This window comes from Zooshikella sp. RANM57, from assembly GCF_050749885.1.
Classification (GTDB): domain Bacteria; phylum Pseudomonadota; class Gammaproteobacteria; order Pseudomonadales; family Zooshikellaceae; genus Zooshikella.
On the sequence record NZ_JBOIUB010000005.1, the window covers coordinates 146981 to 168796 of the forward strand.

The window sequence follows — 21816 nt, forward strand, 5'->3', positions numbered from 1 at the left end:
TTCCTGATTATCCAGTCTAATAATCCGCTTTTGTTATGATTAAGTCCAATCCTTGGACTTAATCATATTTTTATTTGCTAGTTTTTAGACTGCCAGGCAGTTGCTAGCACAGGTGCAATCGCAACTTGAGCATCGGATGTCAAACTGCCATCTGCAGTTTCATAATCATTGAAAGCAGCCATTGCTTGAACAAGATTATTTAGCTGAGATAAATCAAGCGTCGAGTTTTCAGTCTCAATACTATCAAGCTGATAATTTTCTCCTGAAAACCAGTTCTGGATAGTTGTTTGATCCGAAGAACCAATAACATCAACAACTAAATTATTACCCTGTTTTTTAAACCAAATATCGTTTTTAGATAGCTGGTTTAATTTCAAAGTATCAACTCTGTCCTTATTTCTGTCGTTGTTATTGATCCGATCCTGGCCATCGCCCCGACCAAAGTGGTAGGTGTCATTACCCGCACCACCGGTCAGGTAGTCATTGCCTGCACCACCCATAAGGACATCATCTCCATGGCTGCCATCCAGGCTATCATTGCCGTCACCACCGACTAGCTGATCCTGGCCTTTCCCTCCGTTCAGGCTGTCATTACCTGCGCCACCGTCCAGTTGATCGTCGCCGTTGTCGCCATACAACTTATCGTTGTCCGCACCGCCGATGAGTTCATCATTACCGTCCTGGCCACGCAGTTGATCGCTACCCGCACCACCTTCCAGTCGGTCATTGCCTGCACCACCATACAAGGTGTCATTACCACCTAACCCCGCTAGATGATCATCTGTGCTATAGCCATACAGCTTATCAGCACCTTCTGTACTAACTTGCACTCGCTGTTTCACTGTCGGGATATCCCACTCAGTACCATCAGCAAAGCGGATGGTATTTAGCGCATAACCACCTTGACCTTCACCATTAAAGTAGTTTTGCACCCGCACCAGGTCATTGCAGCCCTTTAACTTCAGGTACAGATCATCACCATTGCGCGTCACGACCACTTCATCGGCACTTATGCCTTCACCCAGTTGCAGCACATCAACCCGGCCAGCGCCACGGTCATAGTTATTGATCCGATCCTGGCCATCACCCCGACCAAAGTGGTAAGTGTCATTACCCGCACCACCAGTCAAGTAGTCATTGCCTGCACCACCGGTGAGGACATCATCGCCATGGCTGCCATCCAGGCTATCATTGCCGTCACCACCGACTAGCTGATCCTGGCCTTTACCTCCGTTCAGGCTGTCATCACCCGCACCGCCATCCAATTGGTCATCGCCGTTATCGCCATACAACTTATCATTGTCCGCACCACCGAGGAGTTCATCATTACCTTCCTGGCCTCGCAGTTGATCGCTACCGGCACCACCTTCCAATCGGTCATTGCCTGCGCCACCGTACAGGGTGTCGTTACCGCCTAACCCCGCTAAGTGGTCATCGGTGCTATAGCCATACAGCTTATCAGCCCCTTCCGTACTGATTTGCACCCGCTGTTTCACCATCGGGATGTCCCACTCGGTACCATCAGTAAAACGGATGGTATTTAGCGCATAGCCACCTTGACCTTCACCATTGAAGTAATTTTGTACCCGTACCAGGTCATTGCTGCCCTTTAACTTCAGGTACAAATCATCGCCATTACGCGTCACGACCACTTCATCGGCACCAATACCTTCTCCCAGCTGCAGGACATCCACACGATTAGCGCCACGATCATAGTTATTGATCCGATCCTGGCCATCACCACGCCCAAAGTGGTAGGTATCATTACCCGCACCACCAGTCAGGTAATCATTGCCTGCACCACCGGTGAGGACATCATCCCCATGGCTGCCATCCAGGCTATCATTGCCGTCACCACCGACTAGCTGATCCTGGCCTTTACCTCCGTTCAGGCTGTCATCACCCGCACCGCCATCCAATTGGTCATCGCCGTTATCGCCATACAACTTATCATTGTCCGCACCACCGAGGAGTTCATCATTACCTTCCTGGCCGCGCAGTTGATCGCTACCGGCACCACCTTCTAGTCGGTCATTGCCTGCGCCACCGTACAGGGTGTCATTACCGCCTAAGCCTGAAAGCACATCATTACCACTCGTGCCATACAACTTATCAGCGCCCTCTGTTGCCCCAGTAGCTAACTGGTTGACCGCCTTATAATCCCACTCGGTACCATCAGCAAAGCGGATGGCATTCAGCGCATAGCCACCTTGACCTTCACCATTGAAGTAATTTTGCACCCGCACCAGGTCATTGCTGCCCTTTAACTTCAGATACAGATCATCACCGTTGCGGGTCACAATCACGTCGTCGGCACCAATGCCGTCACCTAGCTGCAGCACGTCAACCCGACCATCACCACGATCATAGTTATTGATTCGATCCTGGCCATCGCCCCGACCAAAGTGGTAGGTGTCATTACCGGCACCACCGGTCAGGTAATCATTGCCTGCACCACCGGTGAGCACATCATCCCCATGGCTGCCATCCAGGCTATCATTACCCTCTCCACCGACCAGCTGATCCTGGCCTTTGCCCCCGTTTAGGCTGTCATCACCCGCACCACCCTCCAGTTGGTCATCGCCGTTATCGCCATACAACTTATCGTTGTCTGCACCACCGAGGAGTTCATCATTACCCTCCTGGCCTCGCAGTTGATCGCTACCAGCACCACCTTCCAGTCGGTCATTGCCTGCACCACCGAACAGGGTGTCATTACCGCCTAAGCCCGCTAAGTGGTCATCGGTGCTATAGCCATACAGCTTATCAGCGCCTTCTGTACTGACTTGCACTCGCTGTTTCACCGTCGGGATATCCCACTCGGTACCATCAGCAAAACGGATGGTATTTAGCGCATAACCACCTTGACCTTCACCATTGAAGTAATTTTGCACCCGCACCAGGTCATTGCTGCCGTTTAGCTTCAGATACAAATCATCGCCATTACGCGTCACGACCACTTCATCGGCACCAATACCGTCACCTAGCTGCAGCACGTCAACCCGACCATCACCACGATCATAGTTATTGATCCGATCCTGGCCATCGCCCCGACCAAAGTGGTAGGTGTCATTACCGGCACCACCGGTCAGGTAATCATTGCCTGCACCACCGGTGAGCACATCATCCCCATGGCTGCCATCCAGGCTATCATTGCCGTCACCACCGACCAGCTGATCCTGGCCTTTGCCCCCGTTTAGGCTGTCATCACCCGCACCACCCTCCAGTTGGTCATCGCCGTTATCGCCATACAACTTATCGTTGTCTGCACCACCGAGGAGTTCATCATTACCCTCCTGGCCTCGCAGTTGATCGCTACCAGCACCACCTTCCAGTCGGTCATTGCCTGCACCACCGAACAGGGTGTCATTACCGCCTAAGCCTGAAAGCACATCGTTGCCACTCGTGCCATACAACTTATCAGCACCCTCAGTCGCCCCAGTAGCTAATTGGTTGACCGCCTTATAATCCCACTCAGAGCCATCAGCAAAGCGGATGGTATTCAGCGCATAGCCACCTTGACCTTCACCATTGAAGTAATTCTGTACCCGTACCAGGTCATTGCTGCCGTTTAACTTCAAATACAAATCATCGCCATTGCGGGTCACGACCACTTCATCGGCACTTATGCCTTCACCCAGTTGCAGGACATCTACACGATTAGCGCCACGGTCATAGTTATTGATCCGATCCTGGCCATCGCCACGTCCAAAGTGGTAAGTATCATTACCCGCACCACCGGTCAGGTAGTCATTGCCTGCACCGCCCGTGAGCACATCATCCCCATGGCTACCATCCAGGCTATCATTGCCGTCACCGCCCACCAGCTGATCCTGGCCTTTGCCCCCGTTTAGGCTGTCATCACCCGCACCTCCCTCCAGTTGGTCATCGCCGTTATCGCCATACAACTTATCGTTGTCTGCACCACCGAGGAGTTCATCATTACCCTCCTGGCCTCGCAGTTGATCGCTACCAGCACCACCTTCCAGTCGGTCATTGCCTGCGCCACCGTACAGGGTGTCATTACCGCCTAACCCTGCTAGATGATCATCTGTGCTATAGCCATACAACTTATCAGCCCCTTCCGTGCTGATTTGCACTCGCTGTTTCACCGTCGGGATGTCCCACTCGGTACCATCAGCAAAACGGATGGTATTCAGCGCATAACCACCTTGACCTTCACCATTGAAGTAATTCTGTACCCGCACCAGGTCATTGCTGCCGTTTAACTTCAAATACAAATCATCGCCATTGCGCGTCACGACCACTTCATCGGCACCAATACCTTCTCCCAGTTGCAGCACGTCAACCCGGCCAGCGCCACGGTCATAGTTATTGATCCGATCCTGGCCATCGCCACGCCCAAAGTGGTAAGTGTCATTACCCGCACCACCAGTCAGGTAATCATTGCCTGCACCACCGGTGAGGACATCATCCCCATGGCTACCATCCAGGCTATCATTGCCGTCACCGCCCACCAGCTGATCCTGGCCTTTGCCCCCGTTTAGGCTGTCATCACCCGCACCGCCCTCCAGTAGGTCATCGCCGTTATCGCCATACAACTTATCGTTGTCTGCACCACCGAGGAGTTCATCATTGCCTTCCTGGCCGCGCAGTTGGTCACTACCAGCACCACCTTCCAGCCGGTCATTGCCTGCGCCACCGTACAGGGTGTCATTACCGCCTAAGCCCGCTAGATGATCATCTGTGCTATAGCCATACAGCTTATCAGCGCCTTCTGTACTGACTTGCACTCGCTGTTTCACCGTCGGGATATCCCACTCGGTACCATCAGCAAAACGGATGGTATTTAGCGCATAACCACCTTGACCTTCACCATTAAAGTAGTTTTGCACCCGAACCAGGTCATTGCTGCCGTTTAACTTCAGGTACAGATCATCACCATTGCGGGTCACGACCACTTCATCGGCACTTATGCCTTCACCCAGTTGCAGGATATCTACACGATTAGCGCCACGGTCATAGTTATTGATCCGATCCTGGCCATCGCCACGCCCAAAGTGGTAAGTGTCATTACCCGCACCACCAGTCAGGTAATCATTGCCTGCACCACCGGTGAGGACATCATCCCCATGGCTGCCATCCAGGCTATCATTACCGTCACCGCCCACCAGCTGATCCTGGCCTTTACCTCCGTTCAGGCTGTCATTACCAGCGCCGCCATCCAGTTGGTCATTTCCGTTCTGACCATACAATTTATCGTTCCCAGCTAATCCAGTGATAACATCATCAGCCTCAGTACCTTTTATATAATCATCTAAAGAAGAGCCTTTCAGTACAGCAGATTGAATATAAGATTGGTCAATTGAAGAGCCGTCATTAAATTTTATTTGATTGATTGTGCCGTAACTAAAATGATTTTTTACCCTCACTTGGTCATCCGAACTATTTACATGAATAATTAAATCATTCGATTGACGCTGTAAAATAAGGGTATCTTTAGTAATTCCTTCACCAAACTCAATAACGTCTAAACCTGTCTTATTTGAGTTACTTGCAATAACATCTAACCCATCACCAATATTGAACTGGTAGATATCATTACCTTTTCCTCCGACTAAATAATCATCTCCCTGACCACCAACCAAAATGTCATTACCATCACCACCTTCCAGACGATCATGACCTTCGCCACCGGATAAATGATCATCACCCGCATCACCCACTAGCTTATCATCGCCTTGACCACCCGCTAGCTGGTCATTGCCATCTTTTCCATAGATGACATCATCTCCACCAAGACCATCTAATTCATCATTTTTTGATGTACCATGTAGTTCATCCGATGCTTCAGTAATTTTTTGCAGCGCAATATTAATATTTTCAATGTAAGCTGGCCCTACTTCCATTGCTGTACCATCAGCAAACACCAGCTTGTCGATGCTATACCCTTTACTTCCTTCACCAGCAAAGTGAGACTCTACCCTTATTTGATCATCAGTATTTTTAATTTTGATAATTAAATCATCACCCATCCGCAATAATTCAACATCTTTTTTCTTAATACTTTCATCAAAAGCGATAACATCTTGTCTTCCATCTGATGTATCATGATTATTTATTCGATCTTTACCGAATCCTCTTGAAAAGCGATAAATATCACTACCGCTGCCACCCTTCAGATAATCATTTCCTCGCCCACCAATCAGTTCATCGTCACCAGCATGCCCTGATAGAGTATCGTTACCATCTAAGCCAAATAGCATATCGTTTTGACTATTACCATTTACTTGGTCATCACCATCAGACGCACCAGTAGCAACTGCCAGTAGAATATTTACTGTTTTTCTATCAATATTTTCAGTTAACTGCTGGTTTTCAGCTACTTTAACAATCGAGTCTTTTAATCGTTGAACATTTATTTGATTGTATGGATTGATACCTCTCACTGACTGCAGAAAATCCTGAGCTAAATCATATGCTGTAGCCTTATCTGCATCCATATCAGCTAAAACAAGTTTTACCGCTTCATCATAATTACCTTTATAGACACTATCTTTTTCATCAAAGATAAAGCTGATTGCAGTAAAGTACTTAGACAAGTTCGATCTTGCTGAAAGCTGGTAATACACGGTATCAACTAAATGATCAAAATACCCTCTATACATAGCAGCATATTGCTGGCCAGACCCACGAGGCTTATCAACTTTATAACCATAAAACGCTTCTAATGCACCAATCTTTCTTGCATCAACAGGTGACTGATAATATTTGCGGTATTCGCCTTCTTGATGGGTCCATTTAAAAATAATATCCGTAACATACGTTATCCGTTCATCTCTGGTTTTAGCATTCACGAACTGGCGAACAAGTGATTTCAGGCTACCTGTTTCATCTCTTTGCATCGCTTGGCGTAAAGAGTATGCAGTTCCATAGCCTTTCGCATTAGGTAACAAACGAACTTCATTAGAGAGTTTGACTTTTTCTTCTTGGGTTAGAGTCCGGTTTGTAGTAAACCATACATCGGAAGCAGTATACTCAACTCCATCGGTTGTCTTATATGTACCCGTTTGCTTATGTATATTACCCGCATTATCTTCAAAGGAAGCGTTTTTATACGTTAAGTTGATTTCACTGATACTTTTTTCTTCTAGAGAATACAACTCACCATCATCTACCACACCATTTTGATTGGCATCCTGGTAAATTTTCAGGCTATTAAAGACCGTGTCTTCACTATTAATAATGCCATCCTGGTTTTCATCAAACTGTTTTAATGCATCAAAACCATTGCTGGCTTTTTCACCATTTGCAAGTAATGTGTTGCTCCCAAATAATTCAGCACCACTAGATATTTGGCCATCATTATTTAAATCATTCACTAGAAAGCCATCATCTTTACCGACAAAGCCAGATAGTTCTTTAAAACCATCGCCATCATGGTCAAAGTAGATGTTCTCTTCTAGCCCAACGGTTTCAACACCATCACCATCTAAATCCAAAATTATTGGGCTAGCCGGCGTTGGATCAGGCTCAGGTGGTGGTGGCGGCGGTGGTAGGTCATCATCGTCATCGTCCCCATCATCACTGTCATCATCTTCTTCCCCCGATGGAGTACTATCTTGTGAATTAGGTACACCATCACCATCCGTATCATTATCTATAGAGTTTGGAGCACCATCACCATCAATATCATCATCTTCATTATTAGGAATACCATCGCCATCCAAATCATTTGGGTCTACACCAGAAGGTGTGGAATCTTCTGCATCGGGTATTCCATCACCATCAGAATCATTATCAATTGAATTTGGAGCCCCATCTCCATCAATATCATCATCTTCATCATTAGGGATACCATCATTATCTATATCAGTTGAGCTTCCTCCATTTGGAGAGTGATCTTCTGTATTATCAATGCCATCCCCATCAATATCACCATCTATCGTATTTGGAATACCATCATTATCAACATCATCATCTATGGCATTAGGTATTCCATCGCCATCGACATCTTTATCATCAACGTTATCAACACCATCATTATCAATGTCACTGGATTCACCATTAGGCGAAGTGTCATTTTCATCCAGTACACCATCCCCATCTGAATCATTGTCTATAGCATTGGGGGCACCATCATCATCTATATCATTATCATCTTGATTAGGTATACCATCCCCATCAATATCAAAGTCTTTACTATCAGGAATACCGTCTCTATCAAGGTCATGGTCAATACCCGTTTTATCTGCCCCATGTTTTACAGCGCTATCTATCCTTTTTTCCCAATTATCAAAATTTTCAGCATTACCACCTTCAGATGTTGGTCTAAATTGAGTGTTCTTTTTTAAGTAGCTTATTAAACCATCTAAGGTAGGTGCACCATTTAGCTCAAGCTCTTTACCACCAAGCTTTACTTTATCCCCCTGGAGATATTTGGAGAGTAAGTTTGGTGCCCCTGTGCGGTTTATCCAAGCAGCAATCATCGCAACCGTTTTTAGATAATTATCTGAGGTTGGTTTTAAATCGCCTAGTCCATTTTTATTGTTACTTGCGGCATCAAGCGCTTGCTGAACCCTTGAAGTAATTGTATTTAGCTCTTTATTATCTCTTGCATCAACCAGTTTTTTACCATCAGCACTACTTAAAGCATTATTAATATTCTGTAATTCAGTACTGGTAAAGTCGCTACCTTTGGATCCTTTAGCTGCAGCTCTAGAGACAATACTGTTTACTTCTGACTCAGTAAAATTTCCTGATTTTTTTAGAATCTCGCTAAAAGTACTTTTAGCCTCACCATTTTTTCTTACATCATTTTGATACTTACCAAATGAAAGCCCACTTTCCCCACCCGCAAATGAAGCCTGATAACCTAAGCTGAGTGACGAATCTTCCATTTTTTGGGTGCTGTGACCAATATAGTCTTTTACAATATCCGAAATCATTGACTCTCTATCCCAGTAGTTCACTATATACGGCTAAAGAATTATAAGTTTATCAATTAGACCATATGTGCCGGCTATCGGCTATTAGCCATTAGTCTATACACAAAGCATCATATTTAGCACTTCAGTCCTTGATAAAGCCAATTTTAAACTTACATATTTCAGTCGTTGCAGTATCAGCAGCTAAAGGAGTGAATGAAATAGTTGCAAACCCATCATCAAAAAATGTATCGGTTAACAACGCATAAATACTAGGAATCCCATTATTATAGTAACTAACGAAAGAAAGTTTCTGCCCCCAGTTTGCACAAAGCTTTCCCTCATTCTCATACGAAGAAAAATCAGCATTATTAATTAATGTTAATCCCTTCCCAGTAGACACAAAAAATAAATGGGTTTTACAATCTGCTTTACCATCAGAAACCACAATAATGTAGTCACCGAGCTTATCATTATTTATATCTACTTTATAAAGCTCAACATAATTTGTTGTATCAGAATATTCTAATATTATAGACTTAACCTTCTCGCCTTCTTTACCTAGCCCTGAGATAATCTCTGCTAAACTACCATTCAATTCTGGATTTATAACATCATAACCTAATGGATTGCCGTGAAAAAAATCATCCTTAAACCCACGACAAATATCGGGATATTGTTCAAGATATCTTATTTGTTCATCATATACTTTTATAAAGCACTCTGATGTTTTACATTTATTTCTCGTTGCTTGCCATTTTGATTTTTGCTTGCTAATTACAGACCAATCACTAGCAGCAATATGTAAGGAATTATATAGTTTCAGAAGATGATCATGCTTATTTCTAAGTTCAGGGTTTCTACAGTAAATTTTATTATCGTTATAATCTTCACAGTCAAGATTACTTGCAACGGCTGAAACACTATCCAAAAAGCAAAAACCAAATAGTAATATGCCTGCCAGCTTGTTAGTTAACACTGATATTTCCCTCTATTTATCTTCAAGACTACCTAAACTACTTTCAACCGCTGATGATTTTACTACACGACAAAGGAAAATAATTATTAAAACTACGCAAATATTATATTAGTCAATACTAAACTATAAATATCGAAAACAAATAACTCAGCAGTGTCCATAAAAATATACCCTTAATGAAGAGAATATATCAGTATTACCTAAACGATAACATAATCAATACCTTCTTAAGGTCAATTTAAAACTGTTTCTAGATTATAGTTAAAACGTTAAAAACGTTCAATTTATGACCATAACGTTTAAAATAAAACTAAACAGTTAAGTCATTTTTTCTAAACCATAGCTACATAATACAACTACTTTTGACACATATACTGTGTAACCTCAGCTATACTTATCTTCTTGGTAAGTAGATCTTAATGGAATAATTTGTAAGGAAACCGACATGAGCAACAATAATGTATATGCATCCTATAATGGATCACAAAGAGGCTTTACCGTTCGTGATTTCCAACTAAACCAATTGTCTTTTGCCAGCACGGACTTTGACTTTCATAGCATTGCAGCTGGCCCAAATGATGATGTGTATTTAACATCGTGGAATCATATCTTTCATTACGATACTAATGGCACATTAATCAAAGATATGAAGTTTCCCGATGGTGGTATCATCTATGCCAGTGTTATCGTTAGAGGTGACCGTGTGTATGCGGCATATGAAGGATCTCAGCTGGGTGTAACTGTCCGTGATTTGAATCTAAACCAGCTTTCTTTTTTTAATACAGGTGTCAAAGCCAATGGTATTGCTGCCGGTCCGAATAATGATGTTTTCGTTGCCGCTGGTAATCATATTTATCACTACAAAACAAATGGTACCTTAATAAAAGATATGGAGTTTCCAATCTCCACAATCAATTACACAGATGTCACGGTTATAGGCAACCGGGTTTACGCATCTTACAATGGATCACAGAAAGGATTCACTATACGCGATATGAACCTTAATCAATTATCTTATACAAATACTGGTTTCGACATTAACGGTATTGCAGCTGGCCCAGAAAACGACTTATATTTAGCGTCGGCCAATCACATTTATAACTACAATACAAATGGCTCACTGATAAAAGATATGACCTTCCCTGATAATCGAATTAATTACACGGGCGTATCCGTTATTTTTACCACACTAACATAAAAACTTTGTATCGTTCATAACTCATAGGGCTAGTATAAAGCGCTTCTATTAAGTCACTAGAATATGCGCACCTAGCCCTAAAAAACCTATCAATAAAAGTATTCTAAAAACATTACAAAATCAAATAAACTCTTAAAATCATATGAGACCAGCAGCAAAATTATACCTACCCTTTCTCTAAACATTCATTCTCCTCAAGCCTTTTAGGCAAAAAATTGCCGCCTCCCTTTTAATACACTAAATCAACAAAGCACTATATCGTCTTAATATATCATCCCAGATCGATTTGCTACTGAAGCACGACATCCTGGCTTAAAAATTGCCTAATACAATGTTCAATAAAAAAATTAGTAATATAGATAGCAATCAAAATGTGACATATTTTAAAGGATAAAAATATGAAATATATCAACCTACTAGGATTATTGCTAGCAAGCATTCCAATAGCTGCATTATCACAACTCAACCCTCTTGATAATGAGTCTAACCAACCATCTACTCAAACACTCAATGAGGAAAATGCGATTGAAGATTTGCGCACCAAAAATGTCAGGCAAGTAATGTTTCTCAATGGACGACACGCAGATGAAGAGAATGGATACCTAGCCTATGCAAGTCTAAACCCTGAATTTGACTACGATAAGTTTACAATGGCGTTAAATTTTTTGCCTTATGCGAATGAAGACAACAATTATACTATTGTTGTCGGCGGTATTGCTACGCGTTGGATTAGTCTACATGTTAATGAGGGTATACTTCAATTATCGCTGAATAACCATAAAAAAACCTATCCACTACCTAATTTAACCATAAAAAATAATCAATGGAATCATGCTACTATTTCGACAGATATAGCAAAAAAAGAAATACTTATCACACTTAATGGCTGGTCACTTGAAGTCATTAACCTCGACCATGATTTTCAATTCGATCCTAAAAGGAACAACATACCAGATAAATACATAAGTTTTTCTGACTTTAGCTGTGGATGTGTATTTCATGGTTTTGTATCAGATATAAAAGTTTTCAAAAAACCTTTAAAATACACCGAAATGTGGTTACTATTTATGGCTGATGCTATTGATCCAATATCTTCTGATGGGGAAGCTATCAATCAATAATAGTTATATTATTAACTTAATCCTAGCTCACTGATGAAGAAATAGTATTTCAGTATGGTTATCTCCCTCTTATAACTGAGAGGGAGAGCTAAGCCACAGTTAAAGATGTTTATTATTTTTTATCTTGAACCAACACCCATGGTCGAATAACCACAGCCCACAACACAGAATCTTGCTCATACCATGCTGTAGCTTGTTGGTCAGTCACTTTTGCGATTTTATTTTCAACCATCCAAGCTTCAATTTGGCTTTTATTATCCTGAGCAATCTGTGCCGCAACTTCAACTAAATCTAAGCCTTTATTTACAGCGATTACTTGCCCAGCAGCAAAAAATGACTGCAAATCTTTCCAGGCAATCGTTGAAGTTTCAAGATTTAACTTTGCTTTTAATAGTGTTTGCTGGTCAAGCTCTGCCATCATATTACTCCAAGCTCTTTTAACCTTTCGAGCAAGTATTCTCTTGCAGTATAATGTTCAGATAATACAACATCGGGATTAGGGTGTAAAAACAACGGTAAGGAAATTCGTGATTTATCTTGACGTCCACCTGTAGGATTAATCACTCGGTGAGTAGTTGAAGGAAAGTAGCCTTGAGAAGCCTCCTGAAGCATATCACCTGTATTAATAATGAGGGCTCCAAAGTCACAGGGTACATCTAACCACTCACCATTACTTCCTTTAACTTGCAAGCCCGGTTCATTAGCAGCCGGTAAAATAGTAAGCAAATTTATATCTTCATGAGCAGCCGCTCGAATAGCACCAGGTTCCTCCTCACCCGTTAATGGTGGGTAGTGCAATACTCTAAGTAGTGTACCACGGCTACTTTCTATCATTTTTGATAAAGGCATTGAATAATGTTGGGCGATCTCTGCAGGTGTATGCGCTTCTACCCAACTTAACAACTCTGTTGCCAAAGTGTTAGCCATTTGATAATAGCTCATTGCATCAGCTTTTAATTGAGCAGGAATTTGTCCCCAAGGATAAATATGATAATACTCTTTAATATCTTTAACCATGTGTCCTTTGGCTACTTCAGATACTTCAGAGGGAAAGTAACCATCTTGCGTATCAACATTGTAGCGATACTGATGTTTTTCATCGCTAACAAAAAACGTATACCAATTATTATAAATAGACTCAACAAGGGTCTGAGAGATAGGATGGTTCTTAATTACTCCAAAACCCGTCGTTCTTAAAGATTCAACAAATTTCTGAGCACAATCAGGGGTTAAATAATCAACAGTTTTTACTTGCATTATTATGACTCTATTGATACAGAATCATGACAGTTTACCAGCTATTGACTGATTAGCAACCAACTAGTCTCGGTAAATTCTCAGTTCAACCGACTTATACTGATACCAAACTTTTAATCAATTGGATTTTTGGCTATCTTTCTATTCTCACCACTACAAAGAGCTTGAAATTTATCTGTCAACACAAATCATTTAAATATCAACAGTTATTTTAACTAAATCTTCTACATCTATATTAATTTCCTCACAAACACACCAAAACAAAATAAAGCTTCCACTAGACTTCATTTTTACATATAACCTAAAAATCAAATAAATTAATCCCACATTTTGTACAACAAACTCTATTAAAAATAAATATCCATTCTTAATGGAGTTAGTATCATGCAAAATAAAAAAGGAAAGAAAAGGAAAGTGGACATCCACATCTTAATAACTATCAAATGACAGAAAAATGCCTTACTACAAATACATTACAACTACAAATCATTCAGTTAACATATTTGCAGACTATTTTTAATTGATATAGGATGAGATTAAACAGGAGAAAACAAAGGTTTTTTGAATGTTTTTTAGCAAATATCCTTACAAAGACAAAAAATATTCACACAGCATATAATTACATACTTGTTACTATTACAACCGCTATGTTAAGTATATCGAATACTGTTTGCCGCAAATAGTTGCTTAACAAGTCTAATACCTTTAATAAATTTCCGTTGCCATTGCGTCACTGCTTTTTGCATACTATTTTCTGTTCCAACCACATCAATAAAACGCTTTTCTTTCCGGCTTACAAACCCAAGCAATTCATCTTTATTGATATTTAAACGCTCAAGAATAGGCGGTTGTTGCTCGCTAATGGCACCACGCTTATCATCACAGATAGCACGACCCAACCAATCCACTAATTGTAAATAGTCTTTTAAGCTGAAGGGAATTGCCGTTTTCTTTCCTTGTTTTTCATTACCTGAAAAACGCAATAATAGAGGTACAACAGGTAGGGGTTGTTTTGGCAATTTTGTTTTTCGTACAAAAGTCTGGTTTCGTGGTTTTCTTTTCTGCTGGCTTTTCTGTTGCCGGTTAGCCCACGCTACCATCCGAGCCTGGATTGATGTGAAATCCGACGCTTCTGGCGTTTCTGCCATACCGGCGCGAACAGGATTTAAGTCCACATAACTCATGCACGTTAATAATGCGGCTTCATCCAATAATGCCTGACTTTTAAATCGGCCTTCCCAGAATCTACCTTTACAACCATCTTCATCATTGGCCCAGCGGGCGATAGGCTCATTTAAACAACGCATAAACCAGGATAAATCAGATAATCGTTGCCGCCATTGCTGGACTATCTCATCAACAACATTTAATTCAGCTTTATCCAACGTTGCTCCTGCTAAATAACGCTGAATCATAGGAGGACCTTGATACAACTTGCGCCAGCGACGAATCACTTCATTATCAGTCCATTGTTCAGCCTTTTCCGCATCAATACGCACCACTAAGTGGTAATGATTTGACATCACCGCATAAGCGCAGATATCAATCGCAAACACTTTAACTAGCTCAGTCAGCCTTTCCACCATCCACGCTTTGCGGTGATCAAAATTTTGGCCTGTCAACTTGTCATCACCACACAAAAAAGCACGGCGGACACAGCGACAAATACAGTGATAATACGGCGTATCCTGCACACTCACCAACTCACTTCGTGGCCTCGTCATCCTTAAACCTCTCACTACAACTGATCAAAATTCAGACAACATCATAACCACATACACCAGACTATTTTTTGATCAACATCAAATCTAGGGTGTCCCCTTCTTTCACGACAGATACAGTGATAATACGGCGTATCCTGCACACTCACCAACTGACTTCGTGGCCTCGTCATCCTTAAACCTCTCACTACAACTGATCGAAATTCAGACAACATCATAACCACACACAACAGACTACTTTTTGATCAACATCAAATCTAGGGTGTCCCTTTCTTTTACTGCTGAAGCTGGATTGTTTGGAACTATTGCATTAAGTCAATGTACTCTTCTATATCTCCAATTAAGAAACTATTAAACCCAATTTCTAATTCTCGCTCTACATGCTTATCTAAATTAGACCATATAGTGATAACACAATCGTCGTCATCAATCTTCTTACTAGTGTCTAAGCACAAGAAAATTTCATCATTAACACTACGGAAAATTATTAGATAATCTGGAAAATTTTCTTGCTCTCGCTTTCTGAGATTAAACCAAACGAAGTTTGGAAAGCCTGCACTTGAGAAATCACTAGATTTTGTTAACCCTAGATACTCAACATGACCAAAGGCCATATTCCCAAACTCCTTCAAGTATCTTTTAAAACTATTAGGCAATGAAACACCTAAATATTGTTCCGCTGAAGATATTTCTTCTGAGCTGTGATGCCCATGGCAATCAAACTCTTTGAGTTCATCTAGTGCTAACATTAAATCTTCGAAGCTGCTACGCTCCATAATTAATATCCTCCCGCTCGAGTCTTCCAATAATCAGAACTCCATTTAATAAAGAATTAAAAAGGACATCCACTTTTTGATCAACGTCAAATCTAGGGTGTCCCTTTATTGTTCTCGGCTCGCGATTTACGCCTTATGCCGTATTGTGTTCCCTATCACCCAACAAGATCCACACACTCAATTTGTGATTTCGGAGCTCAATACTGAGCCTATACATGCTTCTGTCAACGCTTAACCATTGTCCTTACGGACAACCGCCCATGACTCGAAGTCTCAGCGGGTCGCTAGCCCTTACTGAGTAGAGGAATTTCACCTCCAACCTTTTGCCGGCTTAGCCCGGCGCACTGAGTGTCCTCTTTCTCAATTTTTTCAATCAAACCCTCTGTGAGCAATAAAAGCTAACCATTCAGATCCAAGCCATATCAAACAAATGTCACAAAAATCACCATTATCATTATCTTCAAACACTTGCATATCTGATATCGTATCTGATGAGAATTCTAACAAACTTGAAAAATAATAACCTTCGCCAACAAAATTTAAGAGATCATTTATAAACTGATTCACGTCTTCTTCTGAAGACTTACCAAATGGTGGATACTCATTAATCAACGGCTTTGTTAATAAGTACAAAAACTGACTAAGCATCTCCTGAAAAGATATGATGTTCCAGTCAACCTCTATACAACTATATTTACGCATTATAGAGTTTACAAAGGCTTTTAATTCCTTATCATTCCAGTCTCTTGGATAATTTTCAATTTGTTCAAAACCTATAGTAGCTTCACAGTGTTTGCCGCATGCATTTTTGTATGCACTAATTAATATTTCAGGCGTTATACTATTTTTCACTTTTTTGTATCACCTTATAGCTGTGGGAAAGCTGTTTGTATTCTAAATCCACTTGGAGAGTTAGTATCCTTTACAAGCCTCAAAAACACTTTTTTCGTTTTCAGCATTTTTGTACTACCCTGCACAGTAATTAAAAAGGACATCCACTTTTTGATCAAAGTCAAATCTAGGGTGTCCCTTTATTGGTGCTCTTTTCTCGACTTTGACCATTTGATTTCCAGTTATTGTGCATCGCCACTTAAAAAAAACAAATTCTACTTATTATTTGATCACACTTAGCTAAATCAAAAGAAAAAAATCGAGCATAAACCTCTCGTTTTAATAATTAAAATTGGTTTTTATAGTCTTTTTCAATTTTTTCTTTTTGGTATAAATATCCATTAAATGTTGCACTACTCATTATTTGAGTATCAGCATACTCTCCCTGCTGCTCTCCAATAACATTAACTTCTTTTCCTTCAAAATCATATTCCACTAAAATCGGTGCATCATTTTCACCTTTGATAATATCTCTGGCATACACTGCGCCACTAACCAACTCAGACTGCTGGACATATTCCCCGCCCATCAAACCTCCGCCAAAGGGAAAAGCATGGGGCTTTCCACTTACAAAAATAACAAACAAAGCAAGCCAGAAGCCCAATCCCAGTCGTAATAAATTCAGCCAAAGTGGCGAAGAAAGGATTAATTGAATAACAGGCACATACCACTGCATATTTTTAACTACCCTACGCTCAAAAAAGCGCTTTTACAGCCTGCTTAAAACTATCAATAACAAACTTCCAGTTTAGGCCATGAAATCCAATTCAGTAGGAGATGGCGGTACAGAAGGTTTTTTGAATTTGCGATTCAAAGCAACTGAAAATACTCAAGTGGTTACTAGGCCCTAGGCTCAAAAGAAATGCTATTCCTAAACATAGGCTTGATGCACATCAAACAGTTGTTTGAAAACTAATCTTAGACTACATTTATCCTACTCTTGTCGAGTATTAAACCGTCATCAAATGGCTGTTAACCTCTATGCGTGAATTTGAACACTCAATAACACGCATATATCTAGGGCAACCATCTCGTAACAAGTAACAACGGTCTAACCCCGAATGCTCATGAATAGGGAAAAGCACCATGCAAGCGATACGTAAACTGCTGGTAGTTGTTGATACCCGCAAGCCTGAACATACTGCACTGAACCGTGCCTGCGCGATTGCACATGTAACAGGCTCCCAACTTCATATCCTTTGTTGTAATCCACATCCTGATGAAGAAACCCATGCTGTTCTCAGTGACTGGTGTGAGCCCATTCGAGCGCAAGGGTTATCGGTTACGAAGCATATTCATTGGGATCACAGTCTTCATGAAACGATTATCAAGGTCCAGCAAGCCGAGCAGTGTGAACTGGTCATCAAAGATGCGCGCGAAGAAAGTGAACTGAGTAAAGTTGTTTTTACACCCAGTGATTGGAAATTACTGCGACAGTGTCCAGCGGGCATCTTATTAGTCAAGAATGATAAGCCTTGGGAGAATGGTAATATTTTGGCGGCCGTCGATGCTGATCCAAACGATGGTGACCACCAAATATTAAATGATGTCATTATCAGCCATGCTCGGGATATTGCCGGACTTGCTGATGGTGAGTGTCACCTGGCTTCAGCACATCCCGCACCTATGCTGTCATCTCCTGATCCGGTCTATCAATTACAAGATGCTTTACAGAAAAAATATTTAGAAGTCTGTTCAGGTTTTGCTGAAAAATATCATATCCCGGCAGACCACATTCATGTCGAAGAAGGGCCAGCTTCAAGCTATATTCCCCATATCGCTAAAAAGCTAGATGCACCTCTCGTCGTCATTGGTACTGTGGCACGTAGTGGACTGAAAGGCGCCATTATCGGCAATACTGCAGAACAGATTATTGATAGCCTGGACGCGGATATTCTCACACTAAAACCAACGCATGTGATGGAAACACTAGAAGCCGCTCTGAGCCATAAATAAACATAGAGAGAACATGTAAAGCTATATTCTTCATTAAATATGCCGTATTTTTAGTTATACCGACAATAATGGTATATAAGCGGCATATTTTAAATCTACTGTTAATTGACCCACTGCAACTGGCTTATAACAATACGACAGTTTGTAACATTTTTTTCATGAATAATGGAAATTAATAAGGTAAGTCACCGACTTACTTAACAATTTTCCCTTACTTCGTTATACTTTCATAACCAAGTGGGGTCACTAAATTGCTATTTATTTACCTGCCAAATACCCCATAAGCGCTTGCGAGTTCAAGCCCTAAAGGCCCACCTAATTCTCTGATGAGCATCATCACCAGCGCGTGATAATAACCCGGCAGGAAGCACACTGATGAGGGTAAGAATCGTGTTAGAAGCCTACCGCAAACATGTTGAAGAACGCTCCGCTGAAGGCATTCCCCCAAAACCACTTAACGCAGAACAAGCCGCAGGACTCGTTGAACTGCTTAAGTCCCCTCCTGCAGGCGAAGAAGAGTATCTGGTTGAACTCTTAGTTGAGCGTATTCCACCTGGAGTAGATGAAGCAGCCTACGTTAAAGCCGCTTTTTTATCAGCCATCGTAAAATGTGAAGCAAACTCACCACTTATCTCCAAAGAGCAAGCCACAAAATTACTGGGCACTATGCTCGGCGGCTATAATATCGCGACCTTGATTGAACTGTTGGATAACGACCAGCTGGCCAGCCTTGCTGCTGATGAGTTATCTCATACCTTGCTGATGTTTGATGCATTTCATGATGTGGCTGAAAAGGCAGATGCAGGTAATAAGCATGCTAAACGCATTATGGAATCCTGGGCTAATGCTGAGTGGTTCACCGCCAAAAAAGAATTACCTGAAAAAATCACCTTAACGGTTTTTAAAGTGACTGGCGAAACCAATACTGATGACTTATCGCCCGCCCCTGATGCCTGGTCTCGTCCTGATATCCCACTGCATGCCAAAGCCATGTATAAAATGCCTCGCGAAGGTATCACCCATGCCGCTGAGCAAATTGCTGAGCTAAAAGATAAAGGTCACCCTGTTGCCTTTGTCGGTGATGTGGTCGGTACAGGCTCATCTCGTAAGTCAGCCACTAATTCAGTACTTTGGTATATCGGTGACGATATCCCTCATGTACCCAATAAGCGGGCAGGTGGTGTCGTTCTTGGTGGTAAAATTGCACCTATCTTCTTTAATACCATGGAAGACGCGGGCGCTTTACCCATCGAGTGTGATGTCAGCAGCCTTAACATGGGTGATGTGATTGATATCTATCCCTATGAGGGCGTTATCAAAGCCCACGATACAGATAATGTCCTGACTGAATTCAAACTGAAGAACGATGTCATTCTGGACGAAGTACGAGCTGGTGGACGTATCCCACTGATTATTGGCCGTGGTCTTACTGATCGCGCCCGAGAAACACTAGGACTGGAACCATCCAAAGTCTTCAGACGTCCCATCGCCCCACAAAGCTCAACAAAAGGTTTTACATTAGCACAGAAAATGGTGGGGCAAGCCTGTGGTGTTGAAGGCATTCGTCCAGGCCAGTACTGTGAACCTAAAATGACCACAGTCGGCTCACAAGATACGACTGGCCCCATGACCCGTGATGAGCTTAAAGACCTTGCATGCCTGGGCTTCTCTGCTGATTTAGTGATGCAGTCTTTCTGTCATACTGCGGCTTACCCCAAACCCGTCGATATCGAAACCCAGCACACCCTGCCAGACTTTATTCGTAACCGTGCGGGTGTTTCATTACAACCTGGCGATGGCATCATCCACTCCTGGCTAAACCGTATGTTACTGCCAGATACTGTCGGTACCGGTGGCGACTCACATACGCGCTTCCCCATTGGTATTTCATTCCCTGCCGGTTCAGGATTGGTCGCTTTTGCGGCAGCCACAGGGGTGATGCCACTGGATATGCCAGAATCTGTCCTGGTGAGATTTAAAGGTGAAATGCAACCTGGGATTACCTTGCGTGACCTGGTCAATGCCATTCCTTATGCCGCTATCCAACAAGGTCTACTCACGGTTGCCAAAACCAATAAGAAGAACATCTTCTCTGGACGAATTTTGGAAATTGAGGGCTTACCTCACCTGAAAGCAGAGCAAGCTTTTGAATTATCGGATGCGTCTGCCGAGCGCTCCGCCGCAGGTTGTACCATCAAGCTGGATAAAGAACCTATCATTGAGTACCTCACTTCTAACATAACCTTACTTCGCTGGATGATCAGTGAAGGCTATGGTGATGCACGTACTTTAGAGCGTCGTGCCCAAGCAATGGAAGCCTGGTTGGCGAATCCACAGCTGATGAGTGCTGACGAAGATGCAGAGTACGCAGCGGTTATTGAAATTGATCTTAATGAGGTCAAAGAGCCTTTACTCGCTTGCCCTAACGACCCTGATGATATTAAGCCGCTTTCTGAAGTCGCTGGCGACAAGATTGATGAGGTCTTTATTGGTTCATGTATGACAAATATTGGCCATTATCGGGCAGCAGGACGTTTGCTTGATCAGCTTTCTTCTCCCATTGCCACCCGTTTATGGATTGCTCCTCCTACCAAAATGGATGAACACCAATTGATGGAAGAAGGTTTCTACAACGTTTATGGCCGAGCGGGTGCTCGTACTGAAATGCCAGGCTGTTCACTGTGTATGGGTAACCAAGCACGGGTTGCAGCAGGGGCAACGGTCGTTTCTACCTCTACCCGTAACTTCCCCAACCGACTGGGTGACGGTGCGAATGTATATCTTGCCAGTGCTGAGCTAGCAGCGGTAGCGTCAATTGTAGGTAAACTGCCTACCGTAGACGAGTATATGACCTACGCTAAAAACCTTAACAGCATGGCAGGAGATATTTACCGCTACATGAACTTCAATGAAATTGAGTCCTTCCAAAAAGCAGCCAACCAAATTATTGCCACTGATGCTGCAACCTCTTAATACTTCTACGGAAGTTAGTCGTATCAAGAAAAACCCGCTATTGCGGGTTTTTCTTT

The 21816-nt window shown here is 42.2% G+C and carries 12 protein-coding genes; 4 read left to right on the top strand and 8 right to left on the bottom strand.

Translation table 11 applies throughout. The features are described from left to right. Positions 1 to 77: 77 nt before the first annotated feature. Together ACQ96U_RS12460 and ACQ96U_RS12465 are read right to left on the bottom strand one after the other, a co-directional pair. The gene (locus tag ACQ96U_RS12460; protein ID WP_431721582.1) at positions 78 to 8909 is read right to left on the bottom strand and encodes a calcium-binding protein; all 8832 of its coding nucleotides are present in this window, start codon (positions 8907 to 8909) and stop codon (positions 78 to 80) included. 124 nt (positions 8910 to 9033) lie between these two features. After that, on the bottom strand, positions 9034 to 9867 hold the full coding sequence (locus tag ACQ96U_RS12465) for a hypothetical protein (RefSeq protein WP_431721583.1): 834 nt from the start codon (positions 9865 to 9867) through the stop codon (positions 9034 to 9036). Between the two features lie 445 nt (positions 9868 to 10312). Here ACQ96U_RS12465 and ACQ96U_RS12470 point away from each other — a divergent pair, with 445 nt between their 5' ends. Continuing rightward, positions 10313 to 11065 carry a hypothetical protein gene (locus ACQ96U_RS12470; RefSeq protein ID WP_431721584.1) on the top strand — a complete coding sequence of 251 codons (753 nt, stop codon included), beginning with the start codon at positions 10313 to 10315 and terminating at the stop codon, positions 11063 to 11065. Positions 11066 to 11463: 398 nt separating this feature from the next. Continuing rightward, entirely contained in the window at positions 11464 to 12186 is a 723-nt protein-coding gene (locus ACQ96U_RS12475) for a hypothetical protein (protein ID WP_431721585.1), read from the top strand. Between the two features lie 112 nt (positions 12187 to 12298). Here the strand turns inward: ACQ96U_RS12475 and ACQ96U_RS12480 are convergent, their stop codons facing one another. The 6 genes from ACQ96U_RS12480 to ACQ96U_RS12505 form a co-directional block, all read right to left on the bottom strand. Next, a complete protein-coding gene (locus ACQ96U_RS12480) occupies positions 12299 to 12607 on the bottom strand; it encodes a DUF2288 domain-containing protein (protein WP_431721586.1) in 309 nt (102 codons plus the stop codon). Beyond that, entirely contained in the window at positions 12604 to 13443 is an 840-nt protein-coding gene (locus ACQ96U_RS12485) for an isopenicillin N synthase family dioxygenase (RefSeq protein WP_431721587.1), read from the bottom strand. The genes ACQ96U_RS12480 and ACQ96U_RS12485 overlap by 4 nt, the downstream gene beginning before the upstream one ends. 650 nt (positions 13444 to 14093) lie before the next feature. Continuing rightward, a complete protein-coding gene (locus ACQ96U_RS12490) occupies positions 14094 to 15167 on the bottom strand; it encodes a transposase (protein WP_431721588.1) in 1074 nt (357 codons plus the stop codon). A 299-nt stretch (positions 15168 to 15466) separates the two neighbouring features. Beyond that, entirely contained in the window at positions 15467 to 15940 is a 474-nt protein-coding gene (locus ACQ96U_RS12495; protein ID WP_431721589.1) for an SMI1/KNR4 family protein, read from the bottom strand. Between the two features lie 369 nt (positions 15941 to 16309). Then, the gene (locus tag ACQ96U_RS12500; protein WP_431721590.1) at positions 16310 to 16792 is read right to left on the bottom strand and encodes a hypothetical protein; all 483 of its coding nucleotides are present in this window, start codon (positions 16790 to 16792) and stop codon (positions 16310 to 16312) included. Positions 16793 to 17117: 325 nt separating this feature from the next. Continuing rightward, positions 17118 to 17507 carry a hypothetical protein gene (locus tag ACQ96U_RS12505; protein WP_431721591.1) on the bottom strand — a complete coding sequence of 130 codons (390 nt, stop codon included), beginning with the start codon at positions 17505 to 17507 and terminating at the stop codon, positions 17118 to 17120. A 410-nt stretch (positions 17508 to 17917) separates the two neighbouring features. Here ACQ96U_RS12505 and ACQ96U_RS12510 point away from each other — a divergent pair, with 410 nt between their 5' ends. Together ACQ96U_RS12510 and acnB are read left to right on the top strand one after the other, a co-directional pair. After that, the gene (locus ACQ96U_RS12510) at positions 17918 to 18787 is read left to right on the top strand and encodes a universal stress protein (protein WP_431721592.1); all 870 of its coding nucleotides are present in this window, start codon (positions 17918 to 17920) and stop codon (positions 18785 to 18787) included. A 390-nt stretch (positions 18788 to 19177) separates the two neighbouring features. Continuing rightward, positions 19178 to 21760, top strand: coding sequence for a bifunctional aconitate hydratase 2/2-methylisocitrate dehydratase (gene acnB / locus ACQ96U_RS12515; RefSeq protein ID WP_431721781.1), 2583 nt, complete (start codon positions 19178 to 19180; stop codon positions 21758 to 21760). Positions 21761 to 21816: the final 56 nt, after the last annotated feature.